At 67.2% G+C, this 17,078-nt stretch carries 13 protein-coding genes; 2 read left to right on the top strand and 11 right to left on the bottom strand.

From position 1 onward, the window contains the following. Positions 1 to 6: 6 nt before the first annotated feature. The 4 genes from KR541_RS22835 to betC form a co-directional block, all read right to left on the bottom strand. Positions 7 to 1,257, bottom strand: a complete 1,251-nt coding sequence (locus KR541_RS22835) for an MFS transporter (protein WP_216089803.1) — start codon at positions 1,255 to 1,257, stop codon at positions 7 to 9. 243 nt (positions 1,258 to 1,500) lie between these two features. Then, a complete protein-coding gene (locus KR541_RS22830; protein WP_050012308.1) occupies positions 1,501 to 2,640 on the bottom strand; it encodes a porin in 1,140 nt (379 codons plus the stop codon). Between the two features lie 259 nt (positions 2,641 to 2,899). Beyond that, positions 2,900 to 3,868, bottom strand: a complete 969-nt coding sequence (choX, locus tag KR541_RS22825; protein ID WP_089489633.1) for a choline ABC transporter substrate-binding protein — start codon at positions 3,866 to 3,868, stop codon at positions 2,900 to 2,902. 43 nt (positions 3,869 to 3,911) lie between these two features. Beyond that, positions 3,912 to 5,447 carry a choline-sulfatase gene (gene betC / locus KR541_RS22820; protein ID WP_050012306.1) on the bottom strand — a complete coding sequence of 512 codons (1,536 nt, stop codon included), beginning with the start codon at positions 5,445 to 5,447 and terminating at the stop codon, positions 3,912 to 3,914. 240 nt (positions 5,448 to 5,687) lie between these two features. Between betC and KR541_RS22815 the strand changes: the two genes are divergently transcribed. Both KR541_RS22815 and purU read left to right on the top strand, forming a co-directional pair. Continuing rightward, complete coding sequence (locus tag KR541_RS22815; RefSeq protein WP_050012305.1) at positions 5,688 to 6,593, top strand: choline sulfate utilization transcriptional regulator; 906 nt, start codon at positions 5,688 to 5,690, stop codon at positions 6,591 to 6,593. 202 nt (positions 6,594 to 6,795) lie between these two features. Beyond that, positions 6,796 to 7,680: a formyltetrahydrofolate deformylase gene (gene purU / locus KR541_RS22810; RefSeq protein WP_050012304.1), complete on the top strand. Its 885-nt coding sequence runs from the start codon at positions 6,796 to 6,798 to the stop codon at positions 7,678 to 7,680. A 163-nt stretch (positions 7,681 to 7,843) separates the two neighbouring features. Here purU and KR541_RS22805 read toward each other — a convergent pair whose 3' ends face one another. From KR541_RS22805 to KR541_RS22775, 7 genes are all read right to left on the bottom strand, one after another. Then, entirely contained in the window at positions 7,844 to 9,499 is a 1,656-nt protein-coding gene (locus KR541_RS22805; RefSeq protein ID WP_050012303.1) for a trimethylamine N-oxide permease, read from the bottom strand. Between the two features lie 225 nt (positions 9,500 to 9,724). Next, complete coding sequence (locus KR541_RS22800; RefSeq protein ID WP_050012302.1) at positions 9,725 to 10,588, bottom strand: glycine betaine ABC transporter substrate-binding protein; 864 nt, start codon at positions 10,586 to 10,588, stop codon at positions 9,725 to 9,727. Positions 10,589 to 10,722: 134 nt separating this feature from the next. Further along, positions 10,723 to 11,871: an FAD-binding oxidoreductase gene (locus tag KR541_RS22795; protein WP_050012301.1), complete on the bottom strand. Its 1,149-nt coding sequence runs from the start codon at positions 11,869 to 11,871 to the stop codon at positions 10,723 to 10,725. A gap of 29 nt (positions 11,872 to 11,900) precedes the next feature. Continuing rightward, positions 11,901 to 13,142: an aromatic ring-hydroxylating oxygenase subunit alpha gene (locus KR541_RS22790; RefSeq protein WP_050012300.1), complete on the bottom strand. Its 1,242-nt coding sequence runs from the start codon at positions 13,140 to 13,142 to the stop codon at positions 11,901 to 11,903. 53 nt (positions 13,143 to 13,195) lie between these two features. After that, positions 13,196 to 13,981 carry a drug:proton antiporter gene (locus KR541_RS22785; protein WP_089489634.1) on the bottom strand — a complete coding sequence of 262 codons (786 nt, stop codon included), beginning with the start codon at positions 13,979 to 13,981 and terminating at the stop codon, positions 13,196 to 13,198. Then, positions 13,978 to 15,147, bottom strand: a complete 1,170-nt coding sequence (locus KR541_RS22780) for an electron transfer flavoprotein subunit alpha/FixB family protein (RefSeq protein WP_089489635.1) — start codon at positions 15,145 to 15,147, stop codon at positions 13,978 to 13,980. The genes KR541_RS22785 and KR541_RS22780 overlap by 4 nt, the downstream gene beginning before the upstream one ends. Positions 15,148 to 15,151: 4 nt before the next feature. Continuing rightward, complete coding sequence (locus KR541_RS22775) at positions 15,152 to 17,077, bottom strand: (Fe-S)-binding protein (RefSeq protein WP_124555533.1); 1,926 nt, start codon at positions 17,075 to 17,077, stop codon at positions 15,152 to 15,154. Between the last annotated feature and the right edge of the window lies 1 nt (position 17,078).

Below are 17,078 nucleotides of genomic sequence, written 5' to 3'. Positions count from 1 at the left end.
TGCGCGTCATGCGTCGCGTTCGAGCGACTTCATGCTCGTGAGCTGCGGAAAGAGCCGCATCCATGCGAGCGCGACGGCGATCGTCGCCGCGCCGCCGACGACGATCGCGGCCGGCGCGCCCCACCACGCAGCCGTCACGCCCGATTCGAATTCGCCGAGCTGGTTCGACGTGCCGATGAACAGCGAGTTGACCGCGCTCACGCGGCCGAGCATGTCGTCCGGCGTGCGCAGTTGCACGAGCGACAGTCGCACGACGACGCTGATCACGTCCGATGCGCCGAGCGCGGCCAGCGCCACGAGCGACAACGCGAAGTGCCGCGACAATCCGAACACGATCGTCGCGATGCCGAACGCGATCACGCCGCCGAACATCGCGCGGCCCGGCCGCCCCTTCAACGGGAAACGCGTGAGCCACAGCGTGCCCGCGAGCGCGCCGACCGCCGGCGCCGCGCGCAATGCGCCGAGCCCCCACGGGCCGACCTGCAGGATGTCGCGCGCGTAGATCGGCAGCAGCGCGGTCGCGCCGCCGAACAGCACCGCGAACAGGTCGAGCGACAGCGCGCCGAGGATCGCCGGCTCGCGCCGGATGAACGCGATGCCCGAAAACACCGAGCGCAGCGTGACCGGCTCGCGCGCCGGCGGCGCGGTACGCAGCGGAATCGTGCCGCTCAGCATCGCCGCGATCGCGAGGGCCGCGACGCTCGTGCCGAACGCGACGGGCGCGCCGACACCGTAGAGCAGCCCGCCGAACGCGGGCCCGAGAATCTGCGCGGCCTGGTTCGCGGACGTCGACAGCGCGGTCGCGCGCGGCAGGTCGGTGCGCGGCACGACGGCCGGCAACAAAGACGACACCGACGGCGACTCGAACGCGCGCGCCGTGCCGACGATCGCCGCGAGCGCATACACGGCCGGCGCGGCCAGCCACCCTTGCACCCCGCCGATCAGGAACACGCCGGCGGCCAGCGCCTCGACGCTCTGGCAGATCGTCGCGATGCGCCGGCGGTCGTAGCGGTCGGCCACCTGCCCGACGACGAGCGTCAGCGCGAACATCGGCACGAACTGCGCGAGGCCGACGAGACCGAGCGCGAACGCGCTGTGCGTGAGCGCGTACACATACCAGCCGATTGCGACCGACAGGATCTGGAAAGCCAGGGAAGACATCACGCGCGTGCCCCAGAAACGCTGGAACGGTGCGTGGCGGAACAGATTGGCGGGTAACGGGGATAAAGGACGGGAATCGGGCACGGGGGTGGTCATCGGGATCTCGGCGGTTGGCGCTGCGCACCGCAACCGTTCGGGAAACGACGACACACGCGAGTGCGTGCGCGCGGCGACGGTGCGGACGCGGCCAAACCGCGATGATATGCCAACCACGAAAAACCGGCCGGCAGTCGGCCGCGCGCCCGATGAAGCCGGCGCATCGCACAAAAAAAAGCGCGAACCGTGGTTCGCGCCAAAGAGAGACCTCGCTGAAGACGTCACATCATCCTGCCACGCCGCTTAGAACGAATGCCGCATCCCGATCCGCACGTCGGCCTGCGTCTGCGTCGTCGACGGCGTGAAGCTGTAGCCGATCACCGCATCGACGCCCTGCGACGCACGCAGGTAATCGCCGGAGATGTAGATGTCGGTGCGCTTCGACAGCAGGTAGTGCAGGCCGGCCGTGCCCTGGTTCCAGTGATGGCCTTCGAAGCGCGTGTGCTGGTAGCCCGCGATGAAGCTCAGCGCCGGCGTGAACTGGTACAGGCCGCCGCCTTCGTACACCTGCATGTGCGACGACTGGCCGAAGCCCTTGATCGTCGTGTACGAGTAGTTCGCGTCGAGCGTCAGCTTGCCGATCGTGTAGCTGGTGCCGATGCCGAACGTGCCCTGGCTGTCGACATCCATCGCGGTGTTCGAGAACAGGTCGGTGCGGGCGCCGGTCGCCGGATCGACGGTGACGGTCTGCTGGCCGAGGAACGTATGCGTGCCGATCATCGCGTACGGGTCGAACGCGTAGATGCCGTTCGGGTTGTTCAGGCGCGTGTACGCGGCGCCGATCGAGAAGTCGCCCTTCGTGAAGCTCGCGCCCGCGCTCCAGGCGCTGTTGCGATGGAAGTTGCCCGCGACGTTGCCGAACGAATACATCGCGCCGAACTTGAAGCCGCTCAGGTCGTTCGACAGGAACTTCACCGAGTTCGGCAGGCGGTCGCCGTTGAAGCGGTCGAAGTCGCCCTGGTGGATCGCATAGCCGCTGCCCCACGCCGAGATGTTGTAGATCGACACGAGTTCGTTCGTGATGTCGAGCTGGTTGCCGAACGACAGCGTGCCCCAGTCGTTCTGCAGGCCGACATACGCCTGCCGGCCGAATTCCGCGCCGCCGAAGCCGAGTTGCCCGTTGCCGAGGTGGAAGCCGCTCTCGAGCGTGAACACGGCCTTCAGGCCGCCGCCCAGGTCTTCGGTGCCCTTGAGGCCGAAGCGGTTTCCGTAGGCGATGCCGTCGTCGAACTTGACCACGTGCGAGCCGCCCGTGTTGTTCACGTACGTGATGCCCGCGTCGAGAATCCCGTACAGCGTCACGCTGCTCTGCGCATGCCCGATGGCGGGAATACAGGCCGCGCATGCAAGCGCGGCGGCTACGGCGACTTTCTTTTGCTTCATTGTCGACCACCCTCCCTGAACCGTTCGATGGAAAGAACCGTGGCCTGGCGCGTGCCGCAATACGCCGGCTGATTCGAATTCGGTACGTCTGCTGGCTCCGCTATTTCGTTTTCCGCAATAACGCAGCCATTGGCGAAAAATACAAACCCATATTTCCGGTCACCCGTCTGAAGGCGACACTAAATGGTCACGATGCGACGGGTCGGGAAAACACGTAGACGGGCGGCACGGCAAAAACCGGCCGCCAGGAGGAAGGCAATCAGCGGCCGTCGAGGGCCGCGCGCACGGCCGGCAGGCCCGGTGCGCCGGTCGCCGTCGTCACGCCGTCGAGCCAGCCGGCGAGCAGCGCGGGCTCGGCCTTCAGCGCATGCTGCGCCGCGAGCGCGGGAGACGTCTTGTGGTCGAGCATGTCGGCGATCATCCGGTTCTCGACGTCGACGGAGAACGTCATCTGCCGGAACAGCCGCGCGAGGTTCGTGCACTGGCCGGCGAACCCGGCACGCGTGACCGTGTTGACCGTCGCACCGCCGTAGTTCGGTCCAAAGTACGCATCGCCGCCCGACAGATACGTCAGATGAAACTTCGTGTTCATCAGATGCGGTTCCCACGCGAGAAACACGATCCAGCGCTTGTCGCGCACCGCGCGCTCGACCTGCGTGAGCATGCCCGTCTCGCTCGATTCGACGAGCGACCAGTTCGCGGACCCCAGCGCGTGGTCGGACAGCATCCGCTTGATGTTCTGGTTCGCGGGCGCGCCGGGCTCGATCCCGTAGATCTTGCCGCCGAAGCGGTCCGCGTAGCGCGCGAGATCGGCGAACGTGTGCACGCCGGCCGCGGCCACATAGTCGGGCACCGCGAGCGTGAACTTCGCGCCGCTCAGGTTCGCGTGCAGCACGTCGATCGATTTCTCGTCGACGAACGGCTTCACGAGCGGCGCCTGCGCGGGCATCCAGTTGCCGAGGAACACGTCGACCTGCCCTTTCTTCAACCCCTGGTACGTGATCGGCACCGACAGGTTCGCGACGTCCTGCCGGTAGCCGAGCGCCTTCAGCACGACGCCCGCCATCGCGTTCGTCGCGTCGATGTCGGTCCAGCCGGGCGCCGCCATCTTCACGTCGCCGCAGGTCTGCGGATCGGCGGCGGACGCAGGCTGCGTCGCCGCCACGCACGCGGCGGCGGCGAACGCCGCGCCGATCCTTCGGAATGCTGCATTGCGTTGCCGTTTCATGGTTCGCTTCCTCCGTCGTTCTTCAATGATCGCTGCGGGACGTTCAACGCCCGACGCGCGGAAAACGCGCCATCGCTTCGAGCGTATCGAGTTCGATGTGATTGCGCATGTAGCGCTGGCTCGCGTCGGTGAACGGCTGCCAGTCCCACGCGTGGATGCGGCCCTGCGTCGTCGCCGCGTAATGGAAGCGCCGGCGTCGCTGGCTCGCGCGCACCTGCCGGTCCAGCTCGGGCAGGTTCCAGCGCTGCGCGGCCTCCGCGCGGAACGCGGCGAGCACGTCGGCGGCTTCCGGCTGCCCGGCCAGGTTCGTCAGCTCGCGCGGGTCGTCCGACAGGTGGTAGAGCTGGTCGGGATCGGCCGGGCAATGCACATATTTCCAGTCGCCGCGCCGAATCATCACCACCGGCGCGAGCGCGCCTTCCGCGAGGTATTCGCCGAGCGCGACGTCGTGCGCGGGCGTGCCCTGCAGGTGCGGCACGAGGCTCGCGCCATCGACCGGGTCCGGCCAGCCGCCGGCCGGCGCCGCGCCGGCCAGATCGACGAGCGTCGGCAGCAGGTCGACGTGCGACACGGGCCCGCGCACGCGCGCGGCGCCGAAGCGGCCCGGCGCATGCACGATCAGCGGCACGCGGCAGCCGCCCTCGAAAAACGTCATCTTGTACCAGAGCCCGCGCTCGCCGAGCATGTCGCCGTGGTCGGACGTGACGATCACGATCGTGTCGTCGGCGAACCCGCATTGCTCGAGCGCGGCCAGCACGCTGCCGAACTGCGTGTCCACGTACGACGTCGCGCCGTAATATGCGCGGCGCGCGGCGCGGATCTGCGCGTCGGTCGGCGGCGTGCGGTCGTTTTCGCAGACGAAGCGCAGCCGCTGCGAATGCGGATCGCTTTCGGCCGCATCGAGCCGCACGGCCGGCATGTCGATTTCTTCGTCGCCGTACAGATCCCAGTATTCGCGCGTGATCGCATACGGGTCGTGCGGATGGGTCAACGACACGACCATGCAGAACGGCCGCGCATCGTGCCCGGCCGCGCGTTCGCGCGCGACGTCGTACAGCTTCTGCTTCGCGGCGAACGTCACTTCGTCGTCGAAGTCGAGCTGATTCGTGCGCACGCAGGGGCCCGCATCGAGCACCGAGCTCATGTTGTGATACCAGCTCGGCCGCTCCGTCGGGCTGTCCCAGTTCGGCACCCAGCCGAAATCGGCCGGATAGATGTCGGTCGTGAGTCGCTCCTCGAAGCCGTGCAACTGATCGGGCCCGCAGAAATGCATCTTGCCGGACAGCATCGTCCGGTAGCCGCCCGCGCGCAGGTAATGCGCGAACGTCAGCGTTTGCGCCGGCAATTCGGCGGCGTTATCGTAGGCGCCGATGCCCGACGGCAGCTTGCCGGTCAGCAGCGAGAAGCGCGACGGCGCGCACAGCGGGCTCGCGCAGTACGCGGCGTCGAACACCACGCCTTCGGCGGCGAGCCGGTCGAGCGTCGGCGTGCGGGCGACGCGGTTGCCGTACGCGGGCAGCGCGAACGGCGTGAGCTGGTCGGCCATCAGGATCAGGATGTTGGGTGTCGGGTTCGTCATCGGCGATCGTGGGGAAAGCGGTGTTCGAATGGAACGGCGCGCCGCTTTGGCAGCGAGACGTCCGGCATGACGGAGGCGATCCGCAGAAACCGCCGCGCGCGGGGGCCGCGCTGGCTAGAATCGCGGAATGCGTGGCGCGCTGGCGCATGAAGCGCATCTGCCGCACCGTCCGCTGCACTATCGCCCGCCCGAATTCGCGCGGGTAGGCGTCCGGCCCTTATGGGGCCATTAGAGGGACTTATGTCGAAATCCGAACCGTTACCGTCGATGCAGGCGCTGCGCGCGTTCGAATCGGCCGCCCGGCTCGCGAGCTTCACGGCCGCCGCGCGCGAGCTCGGCTCGACGCAGCCGGCCGTGAGCCAGCAGGTGTTCCAGCTCGAAGCCGAACTCGGCGTGCCGCTGTTCGAACGCAGCCCGCGCGGCGTCACGCTGACGGCCGACGGCCAGTGCCTGTACGAAGCCGTGCGGCTGAGCCTCGACACGCTGCGCGGCGCGACCGCGACGCTGCGTGCGCGCCGCGAGCACGGCGCGCTCACGATCGTCACCGATTTCGGTTTCGCGACCTACTGGCTGATGCCGCGCCTGGCCGGGCTGAAGCACGTGATGCCGGACGTCGACGTGCGCGTCGTCACGTCACAGGATTACGACGCGCAGCGCGACCATGGCGACATCGCGATCCTGTTCGGCGACGGCCACTGGCCGTCGTGCACGGCCGCGCGGCTGTTTCCGGAATCCGTCACGCCGGTCTGCTCGCCCGCGTTCCGCGACGCGCACCCGGACGTCGCGCGGGCCGACCATTTGCTTGCGCTGCCGCTGCTGCACGTGCAGCCGACGCGCCCCGAGCGCTGGCTGTCGTGGTCGGGCTGGTTCGACGCGCACGGGCTCGAACCGCCGGCCGCCGCGCGCGGCGTGACCTTCAACAGCTATGCGCTCGTGATCCATGCGGCACTGCTCGGCGAAGGCGTCGCGCTCGGCTGGGCGCCGCTCGTCGACGAACTCGTCGCGTCCGGCCAGCTCGTGAAGCTGGTCGACGCGCCCGTCGTCACGTCGCGCGGCTACTTCCTGGTGCGCCCGCCGCAGCGGCCCGAGCCGGACGCGACCCACGTGTTCCGGCGCTGGCTGCTCGACGCGTGCGCGGCGGCCTGACGCGGCGCGCCCGCCCCGTTTCCGTCCCCCTTCCCCGCTCCCGGGCCCGCGCCCGCTGGCGCGCCGATACCAGCCACACGGCGCGTTGGTTCTATCCGCCCCGGAATCGTCCTGATTTACTTGAGCCTCCCGCTACCCGCGCGGCGCGGCGCTGTCGTGCGCCGTCGCGCGGCCGTGCGCCCCACGCCATCCGAGGAGTCTCATGACCGCCGAGCACCGCCCCGATCAATTCGTCCTGACACTGTCGTGCCCGAGCGCGGCCGGTCAGGTCGCCGCCGTCGTCGGCTTTCTCGATCGCCATCGCTGCTACGTCGATGCGCTGAACGTGTTCGACGACGATCTCAGCAACCGCTTCTTCGTGCGCTGCGTCTTTCATCCGACGGATGAGACGTTGCAGATCGACGCGCTGCGTCAGGAATTCGGGCCGATCGCGGCCGGACTCGGCGGCCGCGACGGCGACATCCAGTGGGCGATCCACGACGTCAATGCGCGGCCGAAGGTGCTGATCATGGTGTCGAAGCTCGAGCACTGCCTCGCGGATCTGCTGTTCCGCTGGCGGATGGGCGAGCTGAAGATGGACATCGTCGGCATCGTGTCGAACCACCCCGACTTCGAGCCGCTCGCCGTGCAGCACGGGCTGCCGTTCCGGCACTTCCCGATCACGGCCGACACCAAGGCGCAGCAGGAAGCGCAATGGCTCGACTTCTTCGAATCGAGCGGCGCCGAGCTCGTGATCCTCGCACGCTACATGCAGGTGCTGTCGCAGGAGACGAGCGCGAAGCTCGCGAACCGCGCGATCAACATCCATCACTCGTTCCTGCCCGGCTTCAAGGGCGCGAAGCCGTATCACCAGGCCCATGCGCGCGGCGTGAAGCTGATCGGCGCGACCGCGCACTTCGTCACCGACGATCTCGACGAAGGCCCGATCATCGAGCAGGTCGTCGAGCGCGTCGATCATGCGCTGCGACCGGAGCAACTGCTCGCGGTGGGGCGCGACGTCGAAAGCCTCACGCTCGCGCGCGCGGTGAAGGCGTTCATCGAGCGGCGGGTGTTTTTGAATGGCGACCGGACGGTGGTATTTCCGTAAGCGGATCGCAGCTGCGCTCGAACGCGGCGTCAACGAACAAGGCCCGACCGGCGTGTAACCGGTCGGGCCTTTTTTGTCGTCGCGCTGCGCCGGCGCTTCGCGCGATGGCCCCGTGTGCGGTTTCCGAAGCCATCGCGTGCCCCGACACGCACGCATTACCGCGTCACTTCACCCACGCGAAGTAATACGACAACCCGATCGTCAACCCCGCGCCGATCAGCGCCGCATACGGCATCAGGCTCAGCCACAGCGCGCGCTTCGGCACTTCCAGCTCCATGTCGCGCTGCATCTGCGCGGGGAAGCGGCCGCGATCCTGCCAGTAGTGGCGATAGAGGAACACCGGCACGATCAGCAGCATCGCGATCAGCCCGTTGCGCAGCGTGCCTTCGCCTTGCAGGTTCGCACCCGCGCCGACGTAGACGAGGTTCGCGTACCCGCAAATCGCGCCGCCGACGAGCAGCCAGGTCGGACAACGGAACGGCCGATCCCAGTTGCCGCGATCCATCCGGTGGATCCAGCCGGACTGAAGATTCAGGAATACGAACAGCATGTAGCAGACGTTCGAAATCGACAGCACCGTCATGTAGTCCGACATCATCAGCAACACGAGGTTGAAGCCGAGGTCGGTCCACATCGCGCGCGTGGGCGAGCCGTGCTCGTTCACGTGCGACAGGTACTTCGGCAGCCAGCCGTCGACCGATGCCTGGTACAGCGTGCGCGACGAGCCCATCATCGACGTCATCACGATCAGCAGGATCGACAGCATCAGCATCACGACGACCGCATTCGCGACCCACGCGCCGCCGCCGACGATCTTCGCCATCGCGGCCGCGACGCCGGTGCCGTCGCCGATCGCCGGATCGAGCATCGCCTGCGTGCCGAGCGCGCCCTGGAACGCGAGCGGGACGAGCGTCATCACGACCAGACACAGCGCACCCGACCAGAAGATCGCCTTGGCCGTATCGCGCCGCGGATCGCGGAATTCACGCGTGTAGCAGACGGCCGTCTCGAAACCGTACGACGCCCAGCCGGCCATGAACATCGCGCCGAGCGCCATCGTCACGCCCTGCCCGTTCCACGAGCCGAACGTCGCGGCCGTGAGGTTGCCCTGCGCGTCGTGACCGAGCGGCAAGAGCGGCAGCAGGTTCGACATCGGCACGTCGCCGGTGACGAACGGCACGATGCCGACGATCAAGAGCGGCGTGAGCGACGCAATGCCGAGAATGCGCTGCGTACGTGCAGCCTTTGACGCACCGCTGTGCTGAAGCTTGAACGTGATGAGAAGCAGAATCGTCGCGATGATGAACGTCGCGTTGATTCGCAGGGAGAGACCGGGCTTGATGAAACCGAGATCCGCCACCTTGAGCTGCCAGTGCAGCACCGCCGCATTGGCGGGAAAGAGACTCGTGAGCGCATAGCTCGCCGCGAGGCCGCAGCCGAGCGCAAGCATCGGCGACCACGCGAGCCAGTTGCACCACACGGAAACCGGGGCAATCAGCTTGCTGTAACGGACCCAGCCAATCGCGCCGTACACCGACGCGCCGCCCGATTTATGGGGAAATAGCCCCGATATTTCCGCATAAGTCGCGCTTTGAATCAGCCCCATCGTGATCGCGGCGATCCAGATCGCCCACGCGGGCTGGCCGATCGTCGCGCATACGCCGCCGATCGTGAACAGCACGCCTGCCGGCACGCCGCTCGTCACCCAAAAAGCGTCTTTCCAGGTCAGGCCACGATGCAGCGTGTGGCCCGTCGAATCATGTGAGATCGTTGCCTCAACATCACTGGTGCGATTCGCACGCAGTCCTGCTTGACTCATCCAATTCCTCCTCTCGATCAGAGTTGGCGCTTCAGCGCTTACTCTGGTCCGATGCAAAGCAGATGATTCCGCACAAGGGCCGTAGTGTAACAATTTACGGGCTTTTTTGCAGAATCAGCAAAATAAAACCGGGATATGGCCGCATTGCATCCTGATTATTTCGGATTCCTGCGTGCCATTCCCGGCGTGTTTTTATGATGACTCGTACGACGTATGTCGCGATGCTTACTGCGCGCCTTCCGTCCACGCATTCACGCGGTCGGCATGCGCTGCAATCCACGCATCCGCAGCGGCTTCCGGCTTCGAGCCGTTCTGGATCGCCAGCATCACGCTGTCGATTTCACCGGGCTTCCACTGGAATTTCTTCAGGAACGCGACGACCGGCTTCGCCTTGGTTTCGAGCCCCGGATTCACGACGCTGTCGACATGCTCGGCGCCGCCGAACACCTTCTTCGGATCCTCGAGGAAGCGCAGCTTCCACTTCGCGAACATCCAGTGCGGCGCCCAGCCGGTCACGATCACCGGCTTGTTCGCGCCGACCGAACGCGACAACTCGGCCGTCATCGCGCTGCCCGAGCTCGGCATCAACGTGTAGCTCAGCCCGTAGTTCTTGATCGCTTCGTCGGTCTTGCGCATCACGCCCGCACCGGCATCGATGCCGACGATGCGGCCGCCGAAGCTGGCCTTCTCCGCATTCAGGTCGTCGATGCTCTTCGCCTTCACGTAATCCGGGACGATCAGGCCGATCTTCGCGTCGGGGAAGTTCGCGCCGACGTCGACGACCTTGCTCTTGTATTCGCTCCAGTACGAGCCGTGCGTGACCGGCAGCCACGCGGACAGCGTCGCATCGAGATCGCCGCGCGCGACGCCCTGCCACATGATCCCGGCAGCGACCGGCACGAGCTTCACCTCGTAGCCGAGCTTCTTCTCGATCACGCGGGCCGCGACGTTCGACGTCGCGACGCTGTCGTCCCAGCCTTCGACGTAGCCGATTTTCAGCGTCGGCTTCGTATCGGCGAGCGCCGATGCGCTCAATGCCACCATCGCCGACAGGGTGCCGGTCCAAAACAGTTTTCCGAACAATTTCATGGTCGATCTCCTTGGTCTGCGCACCGTGCGCGTTGTCTCTCTAGGTTCTTCAACCACAAATCCGCGGTATCGTTGTTTTCCGACAGATGCTTGTCCGGACGCGACGCGCCCGGACAGCCGATGACGCGTTTCGACTACTTGTCGATCACGAGATCCGACAGCGGCTTGCTGCAGCACAGCAGCACCATTCCCTGATCGATTTCGCGCTGGCGGATACCGCCGTTGTGTTTCATCTCGACCTGCCCCGACACGAGCTTCACCTTGCAGGTGCCGCACATGCCCTGCGTGCACGATGCGGGCAGCCGCACGCCCGACTGGCGCGCCGCGTCGAGCACGTGCTGCTCCGAGCCGCACGAAATCTCGCGGTTGCTCTTCGCGAAGCTGACCGTGTACTGCTTCGTCGCGGCGTCGCCGCCTTCCGCCGGCGGCACGAGTTCGGCGAGCACTTCATCGCTCGCGGTCTGCGCGAGCGTTTCGAACGAGAAGCTTTCCTCGTGATACTGCTTGCGATCGAAACCTGCTTCGTCGAGCAGGTCGCGCACGGCCTTCATGTACGGCGCGGGGCCGCACGTGAAGATCTCGCGTTCCATGAAATCCGGCGCAATCAGCTTCAGCAGCGGCAGCGTCAGGAAGCCCGTGACGCCCGGCCAGTTGGTGCGTGCGCCGACGCGCTCGACGACGAACGACGTGCGGAAATTCGTGTGGTTCGACGCGATCAGGTCGAGCTCGCGCGCGAAGATGATGTCGTCCGGCGTGCGTGCGCTGTGCACGAACAGGATGTCGCGATCTTCCGCGAGATCATGATGCGCGCGGCTCATCGACATCAGCGGCGTGATGCCCGAGCCGGCCGACAGGAACAGGTACTTGCGTGCCGGATGCCGCGCGCACGTGAATTCGCCGGCCGGGCCGAGCACGCGCACCGATGCGCCCGGCTGCAGGTTGTCGTGCAGCCAGTTCGACACCTTGCCGCCCGGCACGCGCTTCACCGTGATCGAGATCGTGTGCGGCCGCGCCGGCGACGACGAAATCGTGTAGCAGCGGTTGATCGTCTCGCCGTCGATGTCGAGCTCGAGCGTGATGAACTGCCCGGGCTCGAACGAGAACGTGCGGCCCTGCGGTGAACGGAAGAAGAAGCTCTTCACGTCGTGGGTTTCCTGCCGCACGTGGCAGCACACCAGCGTTTCCTCGACGTCGCTCGTCCAGCGCTCGGGCAGCGCGTTCCAGAAGGCCGGGTGCGTCACCCGGCTGTCCGCCGGCTCGAAATTGGCCGCATCTCGCATCATGTCTTGCTCCGCTTATACGCTGCTGGGTGCTACGCGCCGGTTTTTTCGGCGAGCCGGCCGATGTACCAGGCCGAGAATTTTTCGACGAGCCCTTCCGTGTACGGCGAATACGGGCCCGGCTCGTACGCGCTGCTGGTCGCGCCGCGCTGCGAGAATTCGACGAGCGCGCGATCCTGGTCGTTGGTCGCGTTCCACACGGCCGTCAGGTTCTTCACGTCGTAGTCGATGCCTTCCTTCGCGTCCTTGTGCACGAGCCACTTCGTACGCACGAGCGTCTTGCCGGCCGACAGCGGAATCACCGAGAACGTCACGATGTGATCGCTCATGAAGTGGTGCCACGAGTTCGGCTGGGTCCAGAACGACAGCCCGCCGAGGTCGGCCTTGTCGAAGCCGCCGAGCAGCTTCTTCGACGCGATCTTCGCATCGAGCGTCTGCGATTCGCCGTGACGGTCGAGCGGCAGGCGCTGCGTGCGGAAACCCGTCACGTCGAGCAGCTTTTCGATTTCGGCGGACGGCAGGCCCATCTCGGCCCACTCCTTGCCGCGCCGCACGCACGTTTCAGCGAATGCGTCCATGCCTTCGGCGTTCGCGTCGGAGCGCTGGTAGCCGAAGCCGTATTCGTACAGCGAGATCGTCAGCTCCGGATGGTTCGCGACGCAGTGATAGCACTCGCGGTTGTTCTCCATCGTGAGCTTCCAGTTGCCTTCCTCGATGATGTCGATCTGCGCGGCGATCTTCGTGCTCGGCAGATCGTGCGGCAGCAGGTACGGCTCCATCTCCGCGCGCATCTGCGCGAAATCGACCGGCGGCTCGTCGGCGAGGCAGATGAAGATCAGGCCCGCGAGGTTCTCGACGTGCACCGACTTCAGGCTGTGCTTGCAACGGTCGAACTTCTCGCCCATGTGCTCGGCGAACATCAGTTGGCCCGTCAGGTTGTACGTCCAGCTGTGGTACGGGCACACGATGTTGCCGACCGAGCCCTTGTCTTCGTTGCACAGGCGCGCGCCGCGGTGACGGCACACGTTGTGGAACGCGCGGATCGCCATGTCGTCGTCACGCACGATCAGGATCGAATCGCTGCCCAGCTCCACGGTCACGTAATCGCCCGGCTCGGGAATGTCCGGTTCGATCGCCACCTGGATCCAGTGCTGGCGGAAAATCGCCTCCATGTCGAGCGCGAAGATGTCCTCGCTCGTGTAGAACGGCGCTTCGAGGCTGTGGCCTTCCTTGCGGCGTTCGATCAGTGCACGAATGTCTGCCGATACTTTCATCGTTTGCTCCGGATTCCTTGCATCCCTGGGTTGCTTGCCGACAGGCATCAAAATCAGTAGTCGATGAGCTGATGCTCGCGCAAATACGCGAGGATCACTTGTGCTTTTTCGACCGAACTCCCTTCATTTACGACGTTGCCGCCACGGCTTTCGGTCGTCGTCGCGGACAGCATCCGGGCATGCCCGGAGCGCTTCTCGGCGGCGACCAGTTTTACGGGTTTACGCTCGATCGGGCCGACCGTCCACGCGGCCGCATCGGCGTCCGCGCCGCTCGCCGCGAGCGCCGGACGGATCGCGCCCGCGCGCAGCCGCGCATACGCATAGCGCGGCTCGACACCGGCGAGCGGGTGGACGGCGACGACGGCCGGCAGCGCCGCGTCGACCCGCCGTCGCAGCCCTTTCGGCAAAAATTGCCGGACCGCCGCGCGGCCGCCTTCGACCGTCACGTCGACGGCCGAGCCGACGAGCGGATAGCCGAGCGCCGCGGCGACGCGGTACGGCAGCATCCCGGTGTCGTACGCGCCCTCGGCGCGCGTGCCGGTCAGCACGAGGTCGTAGCCTTCGACACGCGCGGCGAGCGCGTGCACGGCATCGTCGCCGTCGCGGCAGGCCAGCACCTCGACCTCCCGCGCGCCGAGCGCGAGATACTCGGCCAGCGCCGCGTTCGCGGGGTCGCCCGCGTGGATCACGTCGAGCGTCGCGCGATGCTTCTCGGCGAGCTGGCGGCCGGTTTCGAGCGCGGCCGCATCGTTGCGGCTGTAGCGCGCGATGCCGCTGACCGGATGCCGGCCGACGGACACGAGCACCGCGATGCGTTGCAATGAGCGGGGGGCGTTCATGCGGCGACTCCTTCGGGTTCACGGGTGCCGACCGCGGCCGGCGATTCGCCGCGCGCGGCCCGCGCGGCCTGGACCTGTTCGATCAGCGCGGCGATCGTCGCCTGCGCGTCGCCGACCACCGTCAGGTTCGCGCGCTTCGCGATCGGCGCGCTGCCGTCGAGGTTCACCGCGATCACGTGGCGGCAGTCCTTGATCCCCTGCAAATGCTGCACCGCGCCCGAGATGCCGAACGCGATGTACACGCTCGCCTCGACCGTCTTGCCGGTCGCGCCGACCTGCTTGTCGCGCGTGAAGTGGCCGTTGTCGACCGCGACGCGGCTCGCGCCGATCGCCGCGCCGAATACGCCGGCCAGCCGCTCGAACGCGCCGATGTCGGACACGCCGTTGCCGGCCGACACGATGAAATCGGCTTCCTCGAGCGCGACCTGGGCCGCGTCGATTTCGTCGAGACCGAGATCGCGGTACGGCTGCGCGGCGTCATGCGCCGGGCGGATGAAATCGGACGCCACGCGCTCGCCCGCGCCGACGAACGGCAGCTTCGCGTCCACCGCGTTCTGCGCGAGCAGGATCACGTCGGGCAGCGCGCGGGTCGCGAACGCCCGCCCGGCCTGCGCATACGTCCCCACGTGCTTCGCGTCGATTTCGACCACGTGCGTCGCGACGCTTGCGCCGGCGGCCGCCGCGTAACGCCGGCCGAGATCGCCGTCGCCCGTCGCGTTGTCGGGCACGAACACGTGTTTCGGGGCGAGCGCGGCAACACACGCCTGCAATGCTTGCAGCTCGCTTTCGGGATCGAACGCACGGCGATCGAAGCCGGTCAGCTCGAGCAGCTTGTCGACGCCGAGTTCGGCCACGTCGTCCTTCAATTCGCCGAACGCGAGCAGCGCGACTTCCGTCTGCGCATCGGCGAGCACCGCGGCGGCGGCAATCGCCTGACGCGAATGGTCGTCGAGCGCGCCGCGTTCGCTGTGAGCGACCACCAGCATCACGTGCTTCGGGTCCTGCAGCGCACGGCGCGGCTTCGCGGTCGCAGCGCCATGGCCGTGGGCGGACCACTGCGCGGCGTTCGCATCGGCGCTGCCTTCCTCGCCGAGCGTGATGCGCTTCAGGCCGGCGGCCGTGATGATGAACGGCCGGCGCGGATCGATTCGTTTGATCGTATTCATCGATTCACTCCAGCGAGGCGGCGACGAGTTCGGCGACGTCGAGCACGTCCGGGCGCGGGCCCACGACGCCTTCGAGCATGGCCGTGCAGTTCGGGCACGCAACCGCGACCACGTCCGCACCGATCGTGCGCGCGTCGGCAATGCGGATGTCCGGGATGCGCTGCTTGCCGGGGATGTCGGTCAGCGGCGCACCGCCGCCACCGCCGCAGCAGCGGCCGCGCATGCCGTTGCGCTCCATCTCGACGACCTGGATGCCGATCGTCTTCAACAGCTTGCGCGGTGCTTCGATCTCGCCGTTGTAGCGGCCGAGGTAGCACGGATCGTGATAGGTCGTGCGCTTCTCCTGCAGCGCCTCGACCGCCTTCGGCGCGATCTTGCCGCTGTCGGCCAGTTCGGCCAGATAGGTCGTGTGATGCTTGACCGTCACGCGCAGCCCGAGCGCGCGGTATTCGTTGCGCAGGCTGTGCATCACGTGCGGGTCGGCCGTCACGATCTGCTTGTACGACAGCGTGCCGAGCGTGCCGATCAGGCGCTTCGCCATCTGCTGGAACGTCGCTTCGTCGCCGAGCCGGCGGGCAACGTCGCCTGTGTCGGTTTCCGTCGGGCCGAGCACCGCGTAGTCGACGCCCGCCTTGTTCAGCACCTTCACGAACGCGCGCAGCGTGCGCTGGTAGCGCATGTCGAACGCGCCTTCGCCCGCGACGAACAGCACGTCGACCGGCTTGCCGGGTTGCGCGACCGGCGCGCTGAGGTCGACCGACCAGTCGTAGCGCGCGGCCGTGTCGTAGCCGCCCATCGTGCCGGTCTCGCGCAGGTTCGCGAGCACTTCCTGGCCCTTGCCCGGCACCGTGCCGTGCACGAGCGTGCGGTTGCGGCGCATGTCGACGATCGCGTCGACGTGTTCGATCAGCATCGGGCATTCCTGCACGCACGCGCGGCAGGTCGTGCACGACCACAGCGTCTGCTCCTCGATCAGGCCCGACACGATCGGGCCGTTCGGCTCGCCGCGATGCTGGCCGACCGGGATGCCCGGCGACGGGCTGCCCGCGTACGCCGCATCGGTGCCGCCGGCCATCCCGACGACGAGATCCTGGATCAGCTTCTTCGGGTTCAGCGGCTGGCCCGACGCGAACGCGGGGCACGCGGCTTCGCACTTGCCGCACTGCACGCACGCGTCGAAGCTCAGCAGCTGGTTCCAGCGGAATTCGACCGGCTTCGCGACGCCGTACTCCTGATGCTCGATGTCCGGCAGCTTCAGCGCGGTCGGCGGCGTGGCCGTGCCGTTGCCGGTGAACGATTCGCGCGTGGCCGCGAAACGCTCCTGGCGCGGGTGGAACGCGAGGTGCAGCAGGCCGGCGATCGCATGCTTCATCGGGCCGCCCTTCGCGGCGCCGACCGTCATCGTGAACGCACCGACGCCGATCAGCAGCGCGCAGAGCACCGCGAACGCACCCGACATCGCGCCGGTCGGCACCAGCATGAACAGCACGAGGCCGAGCGCGAACGAACCGAGCAGCCAGGGCAGCGTATTCCACGGGCCGCGCGACAGGCGCGCCGGCACGTCCTTCGCCGCGCGTCGGCGCCACACGAACACCGCGCCGACCAGCATCGCGAGCGCCGCGAGGAAGATCAGCTTGTCGAGCCACGGCGAGTAGATCGCGAGGCCGTAGTTGACGAACACCAGCGCGAGCGCGCCGATCGCGCCGCCGGCGGTCGCGACGTGGGTTTTCGCGATGTACGGATCGCGGGCGACCACGTGGTGCAGGTCGACGAAATAACGCTTCGGAATCGCGAACAGGTTCGCGACGCCGAACGAGCCGGGCGCCGTCGCGCGGCCCAGACGCCAGTAGGACGAGCGCTTCGCGACCGCGAACGCGAGCCCCGCCACCGACAGCCACAGCAGGGCGGTAATGAGGAAGGACGGGTTCATC

It is taken from the genome of Burkholderia sola (genome assembly GCF_905400185.1).
Taxonomy (GTDB): Bacteria; Pseudomonadota; Gammaproteobacteria; order Burkholderiales; family Burkholderiaceae; genus Burkholderia; species Burkholderia sola.
Note: the sequence above shows the minus strand (reverse complement) of the source record. Positions and strands in the feature narration are given on the sequence as shown.